This is a genomic window from Thermococcus thioreducens, from assembly GCF_002214545.1.
In the GTDB taxonomy this organism is placed as follows: domain Archaea; phylum Methanobacteriota_B; class Thermococci; order Thermococcales; family Thermococcaceae; genus Thermococcus; species Thermococcus thioreducens.
In genome coordinates this window covers 1,113,414-1,132,421 of the sequence record NZ_CP015105.1, presented here as the reverse complement: position 1 = coordinate 1,132,421, position 19,008 = coordinate 1,113,414, and the positions used below count along the sequence as shown (strand labels likewise).

The following is a 19,008-nucleotide window of genomic DNA, read 5'->3' as shown; positions in this document are numbered from 1 at the left end:
GAACCCACTATCATGACCGAGCCGAAGGACATAGTGCTAAAGGAGAGTGAAGAGGTCGAGGGGCTTCCTATTGAGGGCCCCTGGCTGGATGAGGTTTCGAGCCTTGAGGAAGTTTTGGACTATTACGAGCGCATAGGCTTTCAGGCAACGCATCTCGGAAGGGCGATAGAGATATGGAAAAAGGTAGAGGAGAAGCGCGCTAAAGGTGAGGAAGTCCGTGTTTTCCTCGGCTACACTTCCAACATAATCTCTTCCGGCCTGCGCGAGCTGGTCGCGTGGCTCGTGAAGGAGGGCAAGGTGGACGTCATCGTAACAACGGCCGGCGGCGTTGAGGAGGACTTCATAAAGGCCCTAAAGCCGTTCATCCTCGGCGACTGGGGGGTAAACGACGCTTTAATGCGCGAGAAGGGTATAAACAGGATAGGCAACATCTTCGTGCCCAACGACCGCTACATCGAGTTCGAGAAGTACATGATTCCATTTTTCGAGAGAATCCTTGAGATGGAGCGCGAAGCTGGAAAGCCCATGACGGCGAGCGAGTTTATCCACGAGATGGGTCGATACATGGACGAGAAGCTCGGGAAGGAGAAAGAAAAAAGCGTAATCTACTGGGCTTACAGGCGGAACGTCCCTATCTTTTGCCCGGCAATAACCGACGGCTCGATAGGGGACATGCTCTACTTCTTCAAGGAGGAGCGCGGTGACAGGGAGCTGATCATTGATATCGCCAACGATATAGTGAAGCTCAACAACCTCGCGGTCACAGCGAAGGAGACCGCCTCGATAATCCTCGGAGGGTCCCTGCCGAAGCACGCGATAATAAACGCCAACCTCTTCCGGGGTGGAACAGACTACGCGATATACATTACCACTGCCATTCCCTGGGACGGCTCGCTGAGCGGTGCACCGCCGAACGAAGGTGTAAGCTGGGGCAAGATAAGGGCTAAGGCCGACTACGTCGAGATATGGGCCGACGCGACGCTCGTCTTCCCGCTGCTGGTGTGGAAGGTGATGAAGGGATAGGGTTATATCTAATGAACCCCAAATTAAGAGCGGTGGGAGTATGGAAGAGGTAACCCTTCGCGTGAAACTACCCGGTAAGGTTAGTGAGGAGACCAAACGGACCATTGAAAGAGAGCTTGAGCTTGAAGCCCTTCGAATCTACCTTGAATTAAAATTAAAGAAAAAACGTAAGAAACTTCCCGTTGAGAGCTACATGGGAATACTCGGAAAGGCTTCCGTTGAGGAGCTTGACACCTACGCTCTGGAGGCTGAGGGCTTTGAGGACATACATTGACGCCAACATCATCTACAACTTTCTTTTCACGACATCCTTAACTCCAAGAGCGAGGGGCATACTGACTTCAGAAGACGAGCTGGTCATTTCTCCGATTTCAATCAACGAAGCAGTTTACGTCTCTTTTAGGAAGCTCGCCAAAGAGAAACGCGGAATTTCTAACATCTACGATGTAAAGCGATTCGTCAAGACTACAGATGGTTTAAAACTGATTGAAACGGCGTTTTCCATGGTCTTAGGTCTCATCGGGGATGCTGGGATTGATATCCTCCCCGATGAAGATAGAGCCGAAATAATAAAAGAAGTTGTTGCCATGTACGGTCTCCTGCCAAGCGATGCAACGATTCTCGCGACCTGCATAAAGCACGGCATTCCAAGGATAGCGACTTTTGATTCTGACTTTGAGGGCATTAACGCGATTGAGGTCATTAGATAGATTGCATCCTCACTGCAAACTCCTTTTAAATCCCCTTGCAGGGGAGTACAGACGTTAAAGTAGAACTTCTCCCGTTCTCTCACTTAGCGAACTCCGCTATCTTCTTTATCTCCTTCCTCTGGACGAGCCTGAGGAGCTTGACCGTATAGGCTATCTCGATGGCGTTTTCTTCGGGGTTTTCGAGAAGCCCATCGAGCCTGTTAAGTAAGTCTCTCTCCGCTCGCTTTATCGCTTCACTTGAGAATCCCGCGTATTTGAGGGCCTTTGCTATGGCGAGAAGCTCGGTAAAGGTGGCGGTTTTCTTCTCCTCAGGGAATTTTGGTTTCTTCCCAATCGGTTCCAGCGTTTTTGGATCAATTCCTTTCTTCTTGAGGAATTCGTACCATAGATCGCCATACACTTCCTCTGGTTTCACGACGTTTGGGAATACCTTCTTCAGCTCGATTATGCGATCTCCTATTGTTTCAAGCACCTCTTCCCGCGGTACTCGGAGAAGTCCGTCAAATATTCCAGTCAGCTGGCCTGGCGGCGGTTGGTCATACAGGTTTTTGTAGTGATTAACGGCGATCCAGTACGGATCTGCTCGGTTATCGAATATGTTATGCGCAAGTTTGTCGGAAATCTCGATAGCATTTTCTACAGCCTTTCTGATTTTCTCTTTGTCTATGATCCTTCCCCTCGTTTTGTAGGCTGTGTAGATAGCATCTGTCATCTCTTCGATTACCTTCTCTCTGTGCTTCTGGATGAAGTCCTTGAACCTCGGCACTTTTATGCCCATACTCACTTCTTGGTACGTTACGTCCTCTAACGGTCTTATGTCACTTAAACCACGAATTTCTCCAACTTCTTCACCGATTTCCTTGAGTATGTTGTGGAAGCGGGACTCTACGTGGTTTGTGTGCGCCGCCGACGCCATCTCTTGCCAACCCAGTGAGCAGGCCTATCAGAAAATCGTATCCTACCTCTGTTGGTGTGTCTCTTTCTGATATAAAATTGGTTCCATCGCTGGCCCAGTGTGTGTTGGGTGCAGGTCAGGCAATCCTGCGGCGATCTGGGCAATTTCGGCAAATACTGTGCTGTTGCGCCCTGTGGGTGCCGTGTATACATCTACCTGTTCCTTCCTCTTTACCGTTCTGAATCTCTTTTTTCTTTCACCACTACTATTCCTGTTTTCTTCCGCGTGAGTACCATTGTTATGCCCCTCTCTGAATTTGGGTTTCAGAAGTGATAAGCCTTTCGAAATTCTCCAAGTCCCAGACGAGCCATCCTTTTTCCCTAAGCCCCTCCTTGCCCTCCACTACCTTAGCAACGATCCCATAGCTCTTCTCCCAGCTCTCAAGCTCCACAAGCTCGCTTTTCCTCTCAAGGTCTCTCAAAACTCCCCTCGCATCTTTCTCGCTTAGCTCTTTCCACTTAACTTCCACAAACAGAGCCTTCTTCTCACGTTCGTTCAACGCTAAGAGGTCAATCTCCTCGCCCTTCCTCCACCACCGCCCGATCTTAGTGAAGCGGAAGGGTAATTTCTGAACCCTGTTAAGCTCGATTAAAAACTGTTTGGCGGCTTTTTCAAATACTTGGCCGAGGTAGTGGCTGTAATCCCTCTTAATCTCTTCAACATCAAAGATGCCTTCCTCTATAGCTGAGAGGTTCGGGTAGATGAAGCGGAACCAGAAAGCGAGGAAGTTGTCGGCCAGGTAGTAGCGACCCCTCTTTGAGTTAGACTTTTCAGTTATTGGGACTTCCCTCACAAGGAGCCCGGTTTCGATTAAGTTTCTGAGGTAAGGTGTTACGTCCGAGTGTCTCATGCCGATGAAGTCCCTTATCTCCTTTGGCGTCGTTTTGCCAAGAGATATCGCCTCAAGGATTCTCCGGTATGTTCTCGTCTCCGTAAACTCATACCTTAGCAGAAAATCAACCTCATCGCGGAAAAAGCTTACAGGGTTTTTCAGCTCCCTATCAAGCCATTCCCAGAAGGGCAACTTCACCTGCGTTATGTAGAAAGGAATTCCATCGGTCATGCCGTAGACCTCTACGAGTTCCTTCCAGTCGGCATTGGGGAAGAACTCCCGTAGATGGAGAAATTTCAGGGGTTTAAGCTTCATTGAGCCCGTTCTCCTGCCGTAGAGCGGGCTCTTGTAGCTGAGAACCTTCTCGGTCATTATGCTCACTGAAGAGCCAAGAAGAATTAGCTTTGCCTTTGAATCCGAAAGGTCCGTGTCAATAGCCCTCTGAAAAACGCTCAAAACGGTGGGGTCTTCCTTTATCAGGTTTGGAAACTCGTCAATAACGATGACTTTCCCTCTGAGGGCGTGGAGAAGGCCCTCCCAGTCTCCCCGGGCGTACCTCACCTCCTGAAAAACTCTCTCGGCAGTCTCCCTGAAGTGCCTCAGGTTATCCCCCTCGACGGCGAGGTAGTAAACGTGGGGAACGTCTTTCACGGCTTCGAGGACGAGACGGGTCTTCCCAACGCGCCTCCTACCATAGATGACGATTAGCTCAAAATTATCGCTTGAGATTCTTTCCCTTAGTGCTTTAAGCTCTTCTATCCTGTCCACAAAATGACCCATATGATAATCACCATTATGATAATGGCAATTATCATTCTTAAGCCTTTTGATTGAAAGGCTTCAGAATACTATCTTCCCCACCCGGCAGGACGAGCGGCCTCGACAGGTGCTTCCTGGCATCGGGAGGAACCTCATAGACTTTCCTCTCCAGCTCGCGCGGGACTTCAACCGGAATGAGCTTCTTCGGCATCTTATAGCCGCAGCGCTTGCACTTGAGGTAGTCGCCCTTGCTCTTCATCGTCCCTCCACAGCGCGGGCACCTGGGCTTTCGGTACTCGATTTTGGGGACGAGCTTCACCGGATAGAACTTTTCGAGGTTGAGCGTCAGAACGCCCTCGTGCTCCTTCACTCCTCCGGCCGCGATAATCTCATCGCCCGGCAAAAGCTTCCTCACGTAGTTCCTGAACTTCTTGGTCGGCTCGAAGGCCGCTACTCTGATTTTTCCCGTCTCGTCCTCCAGCTCGAAGAAGACGTGCCTCCCACGCTCCCAGTAGGGCTTAACCACCGTTCCCCTAACCACCGCGCTGTCGTAGAGCTTCAGCTCGCCAATTTTTTTAGGAGTTAAGTGGTCGTCAGTGTTCTGGTTGGTCTTGTAGAGCTGGTAGAAAGCGATAGGTTCACCAAACTTAACCCGCTCGAAGGTCTGGAGGACTTTTCCCTTATCAATCCCCCGGATTCCAACGAGAACGGGGTCTTTGCCGTGAGGGGTTATGAGGACGCTCCTCTTGTAGGGGTCAACGTTGTCGTAGGTGAAGGGGTAGCCCCAGCGGTCGGCCAGAAAGACGCTCTCGGCGTTTACCCTCCTCGGCGTCCCCCAGTTGTTGAGCTCCCTGTAGGCCAGCAGCTCGTAGGTGAAGCGCTTAAGTGGGTAGCCGATCGAAGCTAAGGCACCGATTATTCCCCTGCCGAGCTTGAACTTGAAGACATCCGCCCCGACATCTTTCGCGACCCTTTCGGCATCTTCGATCGTAACGTGCTCCCTCAAAGCCCTAAACGAGAACTCGCGGAGCTCTTCTGGAATATCCCCCTCCAAGAAGACAACTCCCGGGTTGGTGTTCTCGTGGGTGAAGTCGGAAAGCTGGTTTACGTAGAAAAGGACGGTATCTTTGATTTCTGGGATCAGCTTCCCATCGACCTCGAAGGTCATCGCGACCGCTCCGTTGCCCCTCGTCTTGTATGGGATGTTCGGGTTGAGCCGGATCAAGCGGGGGAGGTCTATGGGCTCGGCTAACCTGGAAAGCTCGCGGTAGAGGATGGCACCGAGGTAGGTGGTGCACATGCCGTTGGGTGAGTCTGTATCGTCGATTCCGATGTGGAGCCTCATCGTTGAGAGAAAAGGGAGGGGGTTTAAAAATCAACCGGAGTTCCGTCAAGGTGGACCGCTATTCCCTGAACCTCTCATAGCAGAGCACGTCAACGAAGCCCTCTCCCGGGACGTACTGGTGCTTCCTCCAGCGGCCTGCCAATCTGAAACCGTTCTTCTCCAAGACCCGTATGGAGGGCACGTTTGTCTCAAAGACGTGGGCGTAGACCTTCCGCAGGTTGAGCCACTCGAAGGCGTAGTCGAGGGCGAGCTTTACTGCCTCGCTGGCGTAGCCGTGGCCCCAGTACTCCCTGGCTAAGAAGTAGCCGAGCTCTGCCCTGCTGTTGTGGTAGTCTATCTTGTGGAGGCCTATGAGCCCAACGGGGGACCGCGAGGAGTTCTCTATGATCGCGAAGACCTTTTCGTGCTTCTTCTCCCGCCTCAGGGCCTCGTACCATTCGAGCTCGTCTTCATAGAAGAACACTTCCTCAGGATACGACAGGTACCTTCTAACCTCCCTGTCGTTGTACCAGAGCCAGACGTGCTTCAAATCCTCTCTGAGGAGCACGCCCAGGGAAACGAGGTTGCCCTTGAGGATTATCGGCCTCATGCGAACACCTTAACTTTATTAAGCCCTTTGCGTATTTAAAAATGATGGACAGGGAAAGGCTCATCAGAACGGTTGAGGCGATACTCAGGGGCACGGGATACAAAACGGCACGGATGGACTTCAAGGGCTCGTGCTTCGACATAGTGGCGAGCAGGTTACTCCTCCTGCTCTTCGTCAAGGTGGCCACAAACATAGACACCGTCACCGAGGAGCAGGCCGAAGACTTAAAGAGACTCTCCAAGTTTTTCAAGGCGTCTCCTCTGATAGTCGGGCTGAAGACGAAGAACGCTGAGCTGGAAGAGGGTGTAGTTTACGAGAGGTTTGGAATATACGCGCTCAGGCCCGAGACCCTATACGACGTCCTCGTCGAGAACGAGTTGCCGGCGATATTCGCCGAGCGTGGTGGCTTCTACGTAAGGATAAACGGTGCCCTACTGCGGAAGCTGAGGGAGAAGTACGGCTACTCCGTGAACGAGCTGGCCCAACTCCTTGGAGTTTCTCGCAAGAGCCTGATAAACTACGAGCGCGGCGAGCAGGCGGTCTCCCTTGAGGTCGCCATACGGCTTGAGGAACTGTTTGACGAGCCGCTTGCGGAGCCGATCGACATTCTCCACTCCACTGTGGAGGCAGACCTCAACGTTATCCCCGAAAGTCCGCTTGAGAGGGAGATATTCGAGCGCCTAAAGGGCCTCGGCCTCGGTGTCGTCAAGGTCAAGAAGGCACCGTTCAATGCAGTGTCAAAGGAGGATGAGTTCAACATCCTCACGGGCATAGACGAGAGAAAGACCCGCTCGACTGTGAAGAGGGCCGAGATGGTCACCGAGGTGAGCAGGATAATCAACAGCGACGGGGTCTTCATACTGGAGAAAGCGAGAACCGAGATTGTCGGCGACGTCCCCCTGATCCCGAAGGAGCGGCTTGAAGAGGTCAGGGACGCTGATGAGCTCATAGAGATGATTGAGGAGCTCAAGAAGGAAATAAAGAAGCAGCTCTTCAGCTGAAGATGACTCTTCTCCAGACCTCCCTTACCTTTGGAACGTATTCCTTCGGCGCGGCTATAAGGACTGCCCAGCGTGGTGTCTGTCTCCTCTTGAGGGCGTTGGCAAGTGGGGTGACCTTGGTAAGCGGCTGAAGCTCCCCGTTGCCCAGGAGGACGTTTATTTCAGTCGCCTTGAGCCTCGGCTCGCTGAGCATGAGGTCCGCTATGCTGAACTCCAGAATGACCTCCCCCTCCCTCGCGCCGACCATCTCCGCGAGAGTTCTCTCTATCTCCTGCCTGCGCTTAACGTTCCTGTAGGCCGTCAGGAGCTCCCTTTTCTCCTCGGTGCTTAGTTCATCGGCACCCGCCAGAACGGCGGCCTTGTAAAGCTCGCGGTACTTTACCCTCCTCACCATCTCCGCAGGAAGGCCCTCCAGGTCTTCAAGCTCGACAAGGACGCGGCAGTCTATCATCCTCCAGAAGTCCCAGAGGTGGCCCTCCTCCAAGGCGAACTCCAAAGCTCTGGTCAGCATCCCTTCGGCTATCTTGACCGTGTGGTGGAAGTAGACGCGGGAGTACATGAGGGATCTTGCTACCATCATGCCCTCGACCGCTTCAACACCCTTCTCATCGACCACGAGCTCACCGTCGTGAACCCTCAGAACCTTCATGAGCCTTTCAAGGTCTATTATCCCGTGGGCGACCCCCGTGTAGTGGGCGTCCCTCACCAGATAGTCGAGCTGGTCGACGTCGACGTCGCCGTGGAGCATCTGACCGAGGTAGCGCTTCTCGTGCTTTCCGAGGATCAGGTCTGCGACGTCTCTGGGGGTGAAGTCGTAGTCGTAGCGCTCTATTATCTCCGGGATCATTCCCCCGTTCTCGCTCTCGGTTATGTTTATCCGTCCGAGGATTATATCCTGGCCTAGGCGCATGTGGTCGCGCTCCTTCACGTAGTGCTTGTAGATGCTCTCAAAGGTGTGGCTGAAGGGCCCGTGCCCGATGTCGTGGAGTAAAGCCCCCACCTGAAGGAGCATGCTCTCGCTCTCGTCCAGACCAACTTCCTGCGAGAGCCTCCGGGCGAGGTGCCACGCTCCGAGGGAGTGCTCAAAGCGGGAGTGATTGGCACCCGGGTAGACGAGGTAGGCCAGGCCGAGCTGTCTTATGTTCCTGAGCCTCTGGAACTCGGGGGTCTTGACAAGGTCTAGGATAATGCCGGTAAGCTTCATGCTGCCATGAACGCCGTCGTGAATAATCTTCCCATCCATTAACACCACCGCTGAAAGTTTGAGAAGAGTCTTATATAAATTTTCGGCATTGTGACAAAATTGGAAGGGAAAGAACGGCAGAATCAGAGATCCTTGCCGACGATGTATATCCTCTTGGTCTTGCCGAGCCTCTTCGGGAGGTCCGCCCTGAGCTTCTCAATGGGAACCGCTTCGATGATCAGCTCGGCCTGCTTGGACTCCTCCACCTCGTAGCGAACCGGGTTGTTGGCCTCGTAGATGAGCTCCCTGACCTCGTCCTCTATTCCGGCCGGCTTTTCACCGCTGTAGGCGACGCGGAGTACGGCCTTCGGCTTGGGGTTCTCAGGTGAGAGCGGGTGGTAGATTATCACGAAGTCGAGGAGGGCCGGATGGTCGTAGACTATCTCCATCACCTGATCGATGTGGAGCTTGGCTCCCGCGAGTGTTACGACGTCCTTAATGCGGATTATGTTCCTGACCTCGCCGTTCTCGATCCTCGCGAGGTCGCCTATGTCGTAGTTGAATAGGGGCAGACCGGTAAGCTCTCCCTCCCTCATGACCTTGGTTATGTAGATGCGCTTGTAGTCGTCGTAGCCGTCGCCGTTGTCCTTGAGGACGACTATAGACTCCTCGAAGTTGAACCTTGTGGCCTTCTTCCTCGTGATGACACGGTAACCGGTTATGGCGTCCTCAGTCGAGCCGAAGTTGTCTATTATCACGGCGTTTTCAAACAGCTCAAGGGTCGCCCTCGCGAGCTCGGGGGTAAGTGTCTCGCCGCCGACCACTATCGTCTGGATGTCCTTCTTTATGGACTCCGGAAGAACGAGGCCGAGATTGTAGGCAGTCGCCGTCAGACAGAAGAGTGCGGTGGGCTTGATGTAGTTGAGCTCTTTGAGGAGCATCTCCCTGTCGAGCAGGTACTGGATGGGGATCTGGTAGTATGCGGACTTTGCGTTGAGCGCTTCAAAGCTCCCGAAGGCAAACATTCCTGATGAAGATGGTAGCGGTGGGAAAAACGAGGCGATTCTATCCCCTTTGTCCATGTACTCCCTGATCCACGGCTCTACCTGCCGGGCTGTTCGGAAGCGGTCGTCCCTGGTGTAGGCTATTCTCTTGGGCTTCCCGGTTGTTCCGCTCGTCCGCATCACGGTATGGAATACCTGAGCCCTCTGGATGTAATCGGGCCACACCCTGCCAATATCGTAGAGATCATGGGGCGTTATCGTCACCCTATCAGTAAGGGCAGCAAGGTCATCGATGGTTATCCCATCGGGATCGATTCCGGAGAACTTCTCCTGCCAGAATTCGGTCGTTTCCAGGCTCTTGCTGAGGGTGTACCTAAAATCCTCGACCCCCTTTTTGTCAGTTCTTCCAACAATCAAGGTCACGGACGCTCACCGAACTAGTAAATAGAATTCATAGTATATAATTGTTGGGGTTTATCCAACCATTTTTGGATGGATTCCAATAGGAAAGGTTTTTATACCGTCCCGGTTAAATTAACCCCATGAACTATGGGGAAGTGTTGGATAAACTCTATGATGACCCTCTGAGCGTTGACCGCGCTGATTTGGTGGAGTACCTCCGGGAGGTCTTCGACTTTCACCTGCGGGCGACCCCTTACTGGAGGAGGGTTTCTGAGAAGCTGAGGCCCGACCTCGATGAGATCTTTCAAGGTGGACTTGAGGAGGTTTTCGAGAAGATTTTCAATTCTGGATTGATCGTGGACGAAGACTACCTCAGGCACAACTGGCTGGAATTCGTGCCTGATGGATACTCCGGCAGGATAAGGTTTTATCAGTCCTCCGGAACGACCCGGGAGAGGGCCATCGGGCACTGGGATCGGGAGTATCTCCTGGCAAGCCACCGGTATCTGAGGGAAGCCCTCGACGAGATCTACGGTCTGGACGAGCTTTACAACGATGCCCACCAGATGAGGGCAATAGCCCACGGCCCGTACGGATGGTTCCAGGAGGAAATAAGCGAGCTCGTATGGAGCTACGGAGGTGTTCTGTACTTTATAGGCATGGAAACGGACGGTCTAAAAAAAGTTTATGAAAATCAGGGACTGGAAGCGGTTTTGAAGATACTGAATCCGCTCGTGAGATACACCGCCCGCGTCATGGAGAAGGACAGGATAAACACGGTACGCTCTGCACCCCCGCTCATGGCGCTTTTCGAACCTTACAGCGAGAACATTGAGACGGCAATAATAAGTGGGGTTGGTATAAATCAGTCCTTCTTTGAGATGCTCCGTGAAAAGTTTGAAGGCACAAAGCTTATACCTCTTTATGGGTATTATCTATTTGGGGATCTGGTGGGTGTGCACATGGAGGGGGGGTTCTGGTACTATCCCAACTACCCGTTCACAATTATATTCCCCATGAAGCACGGAGACGGGGGATACCGGATAGTCAGGCGTCATGAACGCGGACGGGTTGCAATAATAATAGCCAGACCCGAAGTTTTAGTCGTTAAGTTCGAGGATGAAACGGCATTTAGAACACCCCCCCACGGACCGTTTAAATGGGATGGGTTCGGAGACCCCGAAAGGAAAGTGGGGTGAACTGTGTTGGACGGTATCCAGGCAATTGTGTTTGCTGAGGCGTTGATGGTTCTGATAGCGGACTTGGTGGCGGCAGGCTGGATATTCCGTATATACCTCCATAACCGACGGAGATCTGCCCTGGCCTTTTCTCTTGCATGGGTGTTTGACTTTCTAGCGATCCTCTCGACGGTTCTCACGAACCCGACGTTTCAGATGGTGGGCATGCTCCTTCTTCCGGCGTTCTCTGCTCTCATCTTTTATGGAGCGGTGAAGTTCCTTGAAGAAGAGTCGATAACCGTCAGGTACAGAACTCTCTCAATGCTTGCAGTGATGCCGGTTGCCTTTATGATATATATGATTGGAGTATACATTTACACCGGGGATGCAGTCTGGTCAGTAACCAGCGCCGCTACCCTCGGCATAACCGGCATCTTTGTCATAGCTGGAGGGCTTCTGCTTAGGGAGACCGTGGAGATTTATAAAAGTGCCATCAGATACCTCTATATCAGCATCATACTGTTTGGAGTTCACCTAATCCCTGCGGCACTTTTCGGCAACACCGATTGGTACAAGGCTATAGGCTTCACTCTCTCCACTGCCCTCATAATAAGCATGGTAGTGGCTATGGTAAAGCTCACCTCATCGGAGTTCTTCATGCCCCGAGAAGGCAAAACTGTGCAGCCCGTTGACCTTAAGCCGGGTGTTATAGTGGTCAATGGTAAGGAATACCAGAAGCTCAAGGAGAAACTCAAGGACAGGCCGGTTCTGGCCTTCGTCAGGGACGTTACCCAGGTTCCCGATGGGTGGCAGTACTACTTCGTTACGACCATACCTTTCCAGGGAAGGTTCAAGAACACCATAAACCCGACAAACCTTGCAAGGATGACCGAACTCTCGTACAAGTATCTGGAAGAGTCTGCCCGGATGGGAGAGCAGGGCGTAATTGTAATCGACTGCCTTGAGTACCTGACAGTCTACAACTCCTGGGAGAGCCTCATGAAGTTCCTTTCAAAGCTCAGGGACTTTGTTATAGTCAATAAGGGTACTCTCATACTCGTTATTGAGAAGGAGAGCCTTGAAAACAGGCTCTACGCTCAGCTCAGGAAGCTCATGGAGTGAGGACAGCTTTATATACCTCCTCTTTTCTACCACATACTGCCCCTGCGCGAGGACCCCGGGGAGAATGAACCGGGGGGCGATGCGGGGGCTACAGCTCGGCCTCAGCGAGGTCCCCGCGGGAGGGCCTTCCGCGTTACGGAGCACAATGACCGTGGGAAACCCAGGCCGAGTACAGCCCAGGCCCGCCTGGGTTAACCCGCCCGAGATCGCCGTGAGGCACCGATGGGGGCGGGGGTTACGGGCGGGCCATAGCCAGATTTTGTCAAAACATTGCCAGCTGTGGAGTCAATATGCCGAAAAGATTTATTAAGAACATGAACAAGATTCACATGAGTGGTACCATGATAATCGCAGGAAGAAACAAGTGGGTGATACTCCTCAAGTACTATCCCCCATGGCAGGGATATCCCCCGAGGAAGAGGAAGAAAAGGGAGACCACGGAAATTATTGAGGTACTTGAGATGCTCGCAGACCCCCGCAGGCTTGAGGATATTCCTGAAGACGTCCGCTCTATATTGAAGTTCGTCCATCTTGAGTCTTTTCTCCAGGAGGCATAGCTCAGTAGAGCACGACTTCCACGGTTTCCCCTTCCAGATATCCCTCACTGTCCTCCGGAATAACTATATAGCCGTTGCTCTCCACCAGCGGGCTTATTATGCCACTGCCCTTCTTCTTGATTGGTCTGGCTTCTCCGTTCTCATACCAGACCTTCACGAACTCGTGTCTCCCGAGCTGGCTTGGAACGCGCTCGGTGAGTCGGGCGTAAACCTTCACCTCGTAGTTCCTAGCCCCCACCAGCTTCGCTAAGGCGTGTTTGACATACAGGTGGAACTGAGTAAAAACCGCCGCTGGGTAGCCGCTCATTATGAAGGCCCTTTCGCCGTAACCAACTGGCCTTCCGGGCTTTATCGTCGTTCCGTGGAAGAGGAGCTTGACGAAGCGGTGAGCGAAGTCCCTGTCACCGAAGGCAGAGCCGCCGGTGACGAGAACGAGGTCGCATTCTTCTTTTGCCGTCTCAATGACGTTCCTTATCCTCTCCTCGTCGTCTGGCACGACCCCGTAGAAAACCGGTTGCCCAAAGTACTGCCGCACCAGCCCCATAAGCATAATCGAGTTGCTCTCCATAATCTTTCCTGCCTTCAGCGCGTCCTCATCAAACTCCTCAATCAGCTCGTCGCCGGTAACTATTATCCCAACACGGGGCTTTCTCTTGACTTTCACACTCTTGAAGCCGAGGCTCTTTAGGAGCGCTAAGTCCTGTGGCCTGAGGATATGGCCTTTTCTCAGAACCACTTCACCTTTCTTAACGTCCTCCCCCTTGAATGCCACGTTCTGGCCTGGGGCAACCGGACGGAGGACCCTTATAATGTCCCCATCTCGCTCTGCCATCTCCTGCATGAGGACGGCGTTTGCCCCCTTCGGCATCTTTGAGCCGGTCATGAGCTTTACCGCCGTTCCGGGTTCCACCTTGGCTTTGCTCTCCTCACCTGCGACTATCTCGTCTATAACCCCAAGCTCGACCGGACTGTATTCCCTCGCAGGGAATGTGTCCTCGGCGCGGAGGGCATAGCCGTCCACAGCGGAACGGTCGAAGGGGGGACTGTCCATGGGAGAAACGATGTCCTCGGCCAAGACCCGTCCGAGTGCCTCTTTCAGCGGAATTTCTTCAACTTCATCAATCTCGCTTAAATCATCGAGGAGCAGGCTTAAAGCTTCTTTATAGGGTGTGAGGCGTTTGAACTCCCTCATCTCACTCCCTCCCGTGCTTGAGGACGTGACCTGCTTCGTTCAGAATTATCCTGATCCCAGTCTTCGCCGCGCCTAGACTCCCCGGCAGGCAAAAGATTGCCATTGCCCTTCCGGAGCTTCTGATTATCCCTGCGGTTGCTCTCGTCATGACCGCCGCGGTGCCTATCTCCTCGTAGCTCATAAGCCTGAAAATCTCACCGAAGCCGGTCAGCTCCTTGTCGAACAGCGGTCTGATGCTTTCTATCGTAACGTCCCTGCTCGCTATTCCGGTTCCGCCGGAGGTAACGACAACTTCAGCTCCCCTCTCAAAGGCCTCGACAACGGCGCCAATTATCTCTATCTTCTCGTCGGGGACGATTTTGTAGAGCACCCTCTCATGCCCGGCCTTTTTAAGCTCCTCAACGAGGAACTTCCCGCTCTTATCCTCCTTCTCGCCCCTGCTCGCGGTGTCGCTCACAGTTATGACCGCGAACTTGAACTTCCGTGGGGCCTTCTTTTTGTGTTCTTCCGCTCCCATACCATCACCCGATTAAGCTTGTCCCTGAACTTAATAACCTTTCAGCAAACGGAAGCGTTTAACGGCGCAAGCGTTATATCCCCATCCGCGGATATGCATACATGGAGTTTGAGCACTTTATCAGGCCTTTTGACGAGCCGATGCTGGCCCTCAGCAACGCACCCCACCGCGGGGGCCTGGCAAAGGCGAACGGCTTCTTCTTCATGATGGTTCCCAGGGACTACTCTGGAAACTACAGGCGGGACTGCGCGAGATTTGAGGAGGAGCATGGAATCAAAAACTTTGTCGGCTTCATGACGGCGGCCGACGTCAAAAAGGTACTCGCGGTTTCAAGGCGTGGAAGCGTTACTGCCTATGTCACCGCAGGAATCACAAACCCAGCGATAGCAGGCGATGTGCCGCCTCCCTGGAAGCCGGGGACGATAAACATTGCCCTTGTCATACGGGAAGGCCTGGCCGTCGGTGCTATGGCCAACGCAATAATGACGGCAACGGAGGCAAAGACATACACTCTCCTCAGCCTCGGTTACAACGCGACGGGAACGACAAGCGATGGGATAGGCGTTTTTGCCTTTGAAGGCGAAATTGAGTGGGCGGGAACGGCGACGGAGCTGGGAATAAACATCGGGAAAGCCGTCAGGAAAGCCCTCGCGGAGAGCCTGAGGAAGTGGGAGAGGACAAGAAGTGTTAAATAGCTTCAACCCCTATTAAAGTTGGTGAGAGAATGGAGGACGTGGAGGCCCAAGTCGAAAGGCTCTTCCTCGATGCACAGAATCTCCTGTTGAAAATACGGTTAAAGGGACTTCGTAAGAGCAAGGTTACTCTTGAGGAGCTAATTCAACTTGCAGAAGAGCAGACGGAGTATACAGAAGAGGTGGAAGACATAACCGAGATGGTACGGGAGATGAGGGAGAGAGACTATGACTACTGACCTCGTCCTTGACACGAGCGTCTTCGTGAAGGGCTTTGTTCCACCAAAGCGGAAGAAAAGGGACGAAGTTTACTACTCCCGGCTCGCGCTTCACAGAAAAGCGAAGTCCATTCTCGATGAAGTGACCATGGGTAGGATACTGCTACACGAGCCGGTTGTTATGCTTGTGGAGACGGCTTCCGTTGTCTCACGCCTCTCCAACAATCCTGCCCTTTCTAGGCTCGCGGTTAGTTTTATCACCGAGCATTCCCTGCTGTACTCGGACGTTTATCTCCTTGAAACCGCCATTGACCTGGGAATTACTACAAAGGCAAGCGGTTTTGACGTCCTTTTCCTAGCATGTGCAGAAAGAGCCGATGCCAAGCTGATAACCGACGACAAAAAGATGTACGAAAAAGCGGTAAAAGCTGGAATTAGGGCAGAGCTCCTCAGGTGGATTTCATCTCCATGAGCCTTCCGTAAAGCTCCTCGACCTTTTTGCTGACTTCTTCTGGCGAAAAACCGGCTTTAACGGCCAGCCACGTCGCCCCTCCCGCTCCAACTCCTTCCTTGACGTAGCCCCTCTCGTAGTCCCTTAATCCCTTGAACTCGCTCTTCGAGAAGTCCAGGTCTGCGGCGTAGCTTACTATCCCGATTTCCCTCGCCGTTTCGAGGAAGGTTGCGCTTTTGTCGTTTACCACCCACTTTGTTGTGGCTATCATGAACCTATCAAGGCTCTCGCCGAGGGCCCCTAGGAGCGCTGAGACGGCCAGCATCTGCGTTCCTCCAGCCAGGACGACGTTCTTCCTGAAGCCGAGGGAGACACCTATCACCGTCGCCAGCATAGAGTCGCCGAACTGCCTTAGAGCTTCGAGAGGATTGTCTCTGAGCTGGCCCTTCTCGATTCCGGCCCTCTTGAAGGCCTCGCTGATTACCTTCTCCTTCAGGCTTTGAGGGTTATTGGGCGAGGCCGAACTCGTCTTAGCTTCATACCCGAGCGCCCACAGAACGGCCTGGGCAGTTGTAGTTCCGCCAGGCGTTGATTCACCGATGACGAGTTCCTTGATTGGCATCTTGTTCAGCTCCTCGCCGAGGAGCTTGGCGCGCCTGATTATCTCCCCAAACTCCGGCAGTGCAGGTTCTTTCCTAAAGTCCCTCCCGACGGCGTTGCTGATGTGGATATGGGGGATGAAGGGAGCGAGATATGTTCCACCCCTGACAACTAGAACCGGGAAGTTCGCAAGCTCCTTCGCCGCTTTGGTGATTATAGCCGGCGTCGGGTGGCCTTCAGGGGTTACGGGGATTACGTCAATAGTCAGGGGCTTCTCGTGGAAGAGGTACTCCGCATCGGCTACTGGGGTGAGTCTGGTAAGTTCGGGTGTAGCCCCGGCCACACTTATTCCCGGGACTGTGCTTATCTCCGTGTTACCCAAAACCAGCAGGAAGAGGCTCTCCATTTCAACCACCGCTGGACTTTTTATCCAAGGGTTTATATGCCCTTCGGCCAACTCCGAACGGTGGGAGAATGGGAGATGCCTTGATGGTCTTAGGAACCTTGTCCGGAGCTGGCAAGTCGCTCCTCGTCACGGCTTTGTGCAGAATCCTCTCAAACCTCGGCTACGACGTCGTTCCATTCAAGAGCCAGAACATGAGCCTGAACTCAGCGCCGAGCATCGAAGGGGGCGAGATAAGCAGGGCGCAGTATTTGCAGGCAATAGCCTGCCGGAAAAAGCCCAGCGTTAAGTTCAACCCGATTCTGCTCAAGCCTGAGGGCAACATGAGAAGCCAGGTCGTCTTCATGGGGAAGCCAGTGGGAAGCGTTTCGGCCAGAGACTACATGCTGTCCAAGAAGGAGGAGCTCTTCAGGAAGGCGATGACCGTTCTCAATGAGCTGAAGGAGAAGCACGACCTCGTCATAATCGAAGGCGCCGGCAGTCCTGTCGAAATCAACCTCAAGGACTACGACATAGCGAACACGAGGGTGATGCTCTACGCAAAGGCAAAGGGAATCCTCGTTACCGACATAGACCGGGGCGGGAGCTTTGCCTCGATAGTGGGCACGATGGAGCTTTTGAGTGAACGGGAGAGGGAAGCGATAATCGGCTTCGTCTTCAACAGGTTCCGGGGGGATGCATCGCTCCTAAAGCCCGGCTTCGAGTACCTTGAAAAGCGCTACGGGAAGCCCACCTTGGGCGTTATCCCGTACGTCGAGCACCGCTTACCGGAGGAGGACTCCTTAGCAGAGTTTCCAAAAGTCAGAGGCGAGCTCCACATACAGGTAATCAAGCTGCCCCACATAAGCAACTTCACCGACTTTGAGCCCCTCCACTGGGCCAACGGCGTTGATTACGTCACCAAAGCGGAGGAAATCGGAGGCGACGTTATCATAGTCCCCGGGAGCAAGAACACAGTCGAGGATTTGCTCTGGCTAAGGAAGAACGGCTTTGAAGATGCCATAATAGAGGCCCACCGCGAGGGTTCTTTCGTCGTCGGAATCTGCGGCGGCTTCCAGATGCTGGGTGAGAAGATAATAGATACTGTTGAGTCGAAGCGAGGAACTGTGAATGGCATCGGCCTTCTGCCTGCTAAGACCGTCTTCGAAAAGACCAAGAGGACGAACCACTTAACCGCTAAAGTTCTGTGGGGGCCGGCAAAGGGAACGGCGGTTGAGGGCTACGAGATACGCTTCGGCAGGAGCACCTCTGAGAGGCCTTTCTCGGTCATAACTGCTATCAACGGGGCGAAAACCTTTGAGCCTGAGGGGGCCATCGGGAAGAGGGCCTTCGGGACATACCTCCACGGCATCTTTCACAACTTCGTCTTCACCGAGCGCTTCCTCAACTTCCTGAGGGCAGAGAAGGGCCTTGAGCCGGTTTCAATTGGGCGGTGGAGCATAGAGGAGGAAATTGAGAGGTTCGCGGGGATTGTTGAGAGGAACCTCGACGTGGAGAGGATTTTAGGGGAGCTGGGGCTCTAAAAGTAGTCCTCAGGCCCCTCAAGCTCCTTGGGTGGGTGTCTCCTCGCCCGCCAGAGCTTCAGGCGGACGTAGAGGTAGAAGCCGAGGAAAAGGAGCAGACTGATGAGGATTAGAACCACTGCAAAGAGCAGGAAGCCGAAGAGGAACAGTCCCGCGATGATCATGAAGAGAACGAAGGCTATTGCACCCTTAACCTCACTGCCCCTCATCTTCCCACCAGACGGGATATTCGGTTGGCGAGCTTTAACTCTTCCGGTGTGTTCACGTTCAAAGCCAAGAGCGGGTTGCTCAGCTCGAAAAATCGCTCTCCCTCAGTTCCGACGGCGTTGAGGCCGACTATCGCGTAGCCCCGATAAACAACAGGTCTTAAGTCCTTCGGAACGAGCTTTGGGGGAAGAACGCCGGTTAGACTAGTTCTCCCGTCAAAGGCCTTCTCGATGGCCACTACATCACTCGCCTTCAGGAAGGGCAGATCGGCGGAAACGCTGACGAAAGGCCCAAACTCGCGAAGAAGGTAAATCAGATCCTCAACGTAGCCGTTCCCCGGCGTCTCAACAAAGGAAATCCCCTCGCGGAGGCAGAGCTCCCTCGTCTTCGGCGCCTTCTTGGAGACGGCAACGAGGGTTTCTCCAACCTTTTCGGTCTCCTCGTAAACGCGCAGGAGCATCGACCTATTTCCTACCTTCAGGACAGGCTTTTCTTGGCCCATCCTGCTCGACCTTCCGCCGGCCATGATGATTATCATGGGAGTT

At 53.3% G+C, this 19,008-nt stretch carries 22 protein-coding genes; 11 read left to right on the top strand and 11 right to left on the bottom strand.

The features are described 5' to 3' along the window. Positions 1–12 precede the first annotated feature (12 nt). The 3 genes from A3L14_RS06210 to A3L14_RS06205 are packed head-to-tail and all read left to right on the top strand — an operon-like array spanning position 13 to position 1,733. Positions 13–1,023 (top strand): deoxyhypusine synthase, encoded by a 1,011-nt coding sequence (locus A3L14_RS06210; protein ID WP_055429389.1) that lies wholly within the window; start codon positions 13–15, stop codon positions 1,021–1,023. Between the two features lie 40 nt (positions 1,024–1,063). Further along, a complete protein-coding gene (locus tag A3L14_RS11690) occupies positions 1,064–1,297 on the top strand; it encodes a hypothetical protein (RefSeq protein WP_055429390.1) in 234 nt (77 codons plus the stop codon). Next, a complete protein-coding gene (locus tag A3L14_RS06205) occupies positions 1,251–1,733 on the top strand; it encodes a PIN domain-containing protein (RefSeq protein WP_157726983.1) in 483 nt (160 codons plus the stop codon). Before A3L14_RS11690 ends, A3L14_RS06205 begins: the two co-directional genes overlap by 47 nt. Before the next feature lie 79 nt (positions 1,734–1,812). On the opposite strand, the gene A3L14_RS06200 is transcribed toward A3L14_RS06205, so the two are convergent. The 4 genes from A3L14_RS06200 to A3L14_RS06185 all read right to left on the bottom strand — a co-directional run bounded on the left by A3L14_RS06200 (position 1,813) and on the right by A3L14_RS06185 (position 6,213). Next, positions 1,813–2,649, bottom strand: a complete 837-nt coding sequence (locus tag A3L14_RS06200) for a hypothetical protein (RefSeq protein ID WP_074631210.1) — start codon at positions 2,647–2,649, stop codon at positions 1,813–1,815. Positions 2,650–2,926: 277 nt separating this feature from the next. After that, positions 2,927–4,300, bottom strand: a complete 1,374-nt coding sequence (locus tag A3L14_RS06195) for an ATP-binding protein (protein WP_055429394.1) — start codon at positions 4,298–4,300, stop codon at positions 2,927–2,929. Positions 4,301–4,337: 37 nt separating this feature from the next. Beyond that, positions 4,338–5,624, bottom strand: coding sequence for a tRNA(Ile2) 2-agmatinylcytidine synthetase TiaS (tiaS, locus tag A3L14_RS06190; RefSeq protein ID WP_055429395.1), 1,287 nt, complete (start codon positions 5,622–5,624; stop codon positions 4,338–4,340). A gap of 58 nt (positions 5,625–5,682) precedes the next feature. Next, the gene (locus A3L14_RS06185; protein ID WP_055429396.1) at positions 5,683–6,213 is read right to left on the bottom strand and encodes a GNAT family N-acetyltransferase; all 531 of its coding nucleotides are present in this window, start codon (positions 6,211–6,213) and stop codon (positions 5,683–5,685) included. A gap of 44 nt (positions 6,214–6,257) precedes the next feature. On the opposite strand from A3L14_RS06185, the gene A3L14_RS06180 reads away from it, so the two are divergent. Beyond that, entirely contained in the window at positions 6,258–7,214 is a 957-nt protein-coding gene (locus tag A3L14_RS06180; protein ID WP_055429440.1) for a transcriptional regulator, read from the top strand. On the opposite strand, the gene A3L14_RS06175 is transcribed toward A3L14_RS06180, so the two are convergent. Continuing rightward, positions 7,207–8,457 carry an HD domain-containing protein gene (locus A3L14_RS06175; protein WP_055429397.1) on the bottom strand — a complete coding sequence of 417 codons (1,251 nt, stop codon included), beginning with the start codon at positions 8,455–8,457 and terminating at the stop codon, positions 7,207–7,209. The two genes, A3L14_RS06180 and A3L14_RS06175, sit on opposite strands and share 8 nt — an antisense overlap. Positions 8,458–8,540: 83 nt before the next feature. Then, a complete protein-coding gene (locus A3L14_RS06170; protein WP_055429398.1) occupies positions 8,541–9,824 on the bottom strand; it encodes a phenylacetate--CoA ligase family protein in 1,284 nt (427 codons plus the stop codon). Positions 9,825–9,943: 119 nt separating this feature from the next. Between A3L14_RS06170 and A3L14_RS06165 the strand changes: the two genes are divergently transcribed. From A3L14_RS06165 to A3L14_RS06155, 3 genes are all read left to right on the top strand, one after another. Then, entirely contained in the window at positions 9,944–11,002 is a 1,059-nt protein-coding gene (locus A3L14_RS06165; RefSeq protein ID WP_074631211.1) for a hypothetical protein, read from the top strand. Positions 11,003–11,008: 6 nt separating this feature from the next. Beyond that, on the top strand, positions 11,009–12,103 hold the full coding sequence (locus A3L14_RS06160; protein ID WP_055429399.1) for a DUF835 domain-containing protein: 1,095 nt from the start codon (positions 11,009–11,011) through the stop codon (positions 12,101–12,103). Between the two features lie 290 nt (positions 12,104–12,393). Continuing rightward, on the top strand, positions 12,394–12,660 hold the full coding sequence (locus A3L14_RS06155; protein ID WP_055429400.1) for a hypothetical protein: 267 nt from the start codon (positions 12,394–12,396) through the stop codon (positions 12,658–12,660). Between the two features lies 1 nt (position 12,661). Here the strand turns inward: A3L14_RS06155 and A3L14_RS06150 are convergent, their stop codons facing one another. Further along, positions 12,662–13,852, bottom strand: coding sequence for a molybdopterin molybdotransferase MoeA (locus tag A3L14_RS06150; RefSeq protein WP_055429401.1), 1,191 nt, complete (start codon positions 13,850–13,852; stop codon positions 12,662–12,664). A 1-nt stretch (position 13,853) separates the two neighbouring features. Beyond that, a complete protein-coding gene (locus A3L14_RS06145) occupies positions 13,854–14,369 on the bottom strand; it encodes a MogA/MoaB family molybdenum cofactor biosynthesis protein (RefSeq protein WP_055429402.1) in 516 nt (171 codons plus the stop codon). Between the two features lie 101 nt (positions 14,370–14,470). Between A3L14_RS06145 and A3L14_RS06140 the strand changes: the two genes are divergently transcribed. Genes A3L14_RS06140 through A3L14_RS06130 form a run of 3 tightly spaced genes read left to right on the top strand, consistent with a single transcriptional unit; the run spans position 14,471 to position 15,751 of the window. Continuing rightward, entirely contained in the window at positions 14,471–15,064 is a 594-nt protein-coding gene (locus tag A3L14_RS06140) for an adenosylcobinamide amidohydrolase (protein ID WP_074631213.1), read from the top strand. A gap of 29 nt (positions 15,065–15,093) precedes the next feature. Further along, on the top strand, positions 15,094–15,300 hold the full coding sequence (locus tag A3L14_RS06135) for a hypothetical protein (RefSeq protein ID WP_055429403.1): 207 nt from the start codon (positions 15,094–15,096) through the stop codon (positions 15,298–15,300). Beyond that, positions 15,290–15,751 (top strand): type II toxin-antitoxin system VapC family toxin, encoded by a 462-nt coding sequence (locus A3L14_RS06130; RefSeq protein ID WP_074631215.1) that lies wholly within the window; start codon positions 15,290–15,292, stop codon positions 15,749–15,751. The genes A3L14_RS06135 and A3L14_RS06130 overlap by 11 nt, the downstream gene beginning before the upstream one ends. Here A3L14_RS06130 and cobT read toward each other — a convergent pair. After that, positions 15,729–16,736, bottom strand: coding sequence for a nicotinate mononucleotide-dependent phosphoribosyltransferase CobT (cobT, locus tag A3L14_RS06125; protein WP_074631216.1), 1,008 nt, complete (start codon positions 16,734–16,736; stop codon positions 15,729–15,731). The two genes, A3L14_RS06130 and cobT, sit on opposite strands and share 23 nt — an antisense overlap. Positions 16,737–16,804: 68 nt before the next feature. Here cobT and A3L14_RS06120 point away from each other — a divergent pair, with 68 nt between their 5' ends. Continuing rightward, positions 16,805–18,256: a cobyric acid synthase gene (locus tag A3L14_RS06120; RefSeq protein ID WP_055429404.1), complete on the top strand. Its 1,452-nt coding sequence runs from the start codon at positions 16,805–16,807 to the stop codon at positions 18,254–18,256. Here the strand turns inward: A3L14_RS06120 and A3L14_RS06115 are convergent. After that, positions 18,253–18,465, bottom strand: coding sequence for a hypothetical protein (locus tag A3L14_RS06115; RefSeq protein ID WP_055429405.1), 213 nt, complete (start codon positions 18,463–18,465; stop codon positions 18,253–18,255). The genes A3L14_RS06120 and A3L14_RS06115 overlap by 4 nt on opposite strands. Next, positions 18,462–19,001, bottom strand: a complete 540-nt coding sequence (locus tag A3L14_RS06110) for an NTP transferase domain-containing protein (protein WP_055429406.1) — start codon at positions 18,999–19,001, stop codon at positions 18,462–18,464. Before A3L14_RS06110 ends, A3L14_RS06115 begins: the two co-directional genes overlap by 4 nt. Between the last annotated feature and the right edge of the window lie 7 nt (positions 19,002–19,008).

Bases quoted from the DNA above. Each gene is read 5' to 3' on its own strand.
- A3L14_RS06210 (WP_055429389.1), top strand. From the start codon at position 13: ATGACCGAGCCGAAGGACATAGTGCTAAAGGAGAGTGAAGAGGTCGAG.
- A3L14_RS11690 (WP_055429390.1), top strand. From the start codon at position 1,064: ATGGAAGAGGTAACCCTTCGCGTGAAACTACCCGGTAAGGTTAGTGAG.
- A3L14_RS06200 (WP_074631210.1), bottom strand. From the start codon at position 2,649: ATGGCGTCGGCGGCGCACACAAACCACGTAGAGTCCCGCTTCCACAAC.
- A3L14_RS06195 (WP_055429394.1), bottom strand. From the start codon at position 4,300: ATGGGTCATTTTGTGGACAGGATAGAAGAGCTTAAAGCACTAAGGGAA.
- tiaS (WP_055429395.1), bottom strand. From the start codon at position 5,624: ATGAGGCTCCACATCGGAATCGACGATACAGACTCACCCAACGGCATG.
- A3L14_RS06185 (WP_055429396.1), bottom strand. From the start codon at position 6,213: ATGAGGCCGATAATCCTCAAGGGCAACCTCGTTTCCCTGGGCGTGCTC.
- A3L14_RS06180 (WP_055429440.1), top strand. From the start codon at position 6,258: ATGGACAGGGAAAGGCTCATCAGAACGGTTGAGGCGATACTCAGGGGC.
- A3L14_RS06175 (WP_055429397.1), bottom strand. From the start codon at position 8,457: ATGGATGGGAAGATTATTCACGACGGCGTTCATGGCAGCATGAAGCTT.
- A3L14_RS06165 (WP_074631211.1), top strand. From the start codon at position 9,944: ATGAACTATGGGGAAGTGTTGGATAAACTCTATGATGACCCTCTGAGC.
- A3L14_RS06155 (WP_055429400.1), top strand. From the start codon at position 12,394: ATGCCGAAAAGATTTATTAAGAACATGAACAAGATTCACATGAGTGGT.
- A3L14_RS06150 (WP_055429401.1), bottom strand. From the start codon at position 13,852: ATGAGGGAGTTCAAACGCCTCACACCCTATAAAGAAGCTTTAAGCCTG.
- A3L14_RS06145 (WP_055429402.1), bottom strand. From the start codon at position 14,369: ATGGGAGCGGAAGAACACAAAAAGAAGGCCCCACGGAAGTTCAAGTTC.
- A3L14_RS06140 (WP_074631213.1), top strand. From the start codon at position 14,471: ATGGAGTTTGAGCACTTTATCAGGCCTTTTGACGAGCCGATGCTGGCC.
- A3L14_RS06135 (WP_055429403.1), top strand. From the start codon at position 15,094: ATGGAGGACGTGGAGGCCCAAGTCGAAAGGCTCTTCCTCGATGCACAG.
- A3L14_RS06130 (WP_074631215.1), top strand. From the start codon at position 15,290: ATGACTACTGACCTCGTCCTTGACACGAGCGTCTTCGTGAAGGGCTTT.
- cobT (WP_074631216.1), bottom strand. From the start codon at position 16,736: ATGGAGAGCCTCTTCCTGCTGGTTTTGGGTAACACGGAGATAAGCACA.
- A3L14_RS06120 (WP_055429404.1), top strand. From the start codon at position 16,805: ATGGGAGATGCCTTGATGGTCTTAGGAACCTTGTCCGGAGCTGGCAAG.
- A3L14_RS06115 (WP_055429405.1), bottom strand. From the start codon at position 18,465: ATGAGGGGCAGTGAGGTTAAGGGTGCAATAGCCTTCGTTCTCTTCATG.
- A3L14_RS06110 (WP_055429406.1), bottom strand. From the start codon at position 19,001: ATGATAATCATCATGGCCGGCGGAAGGTCGAGCAGGATGGGCCAAGAA.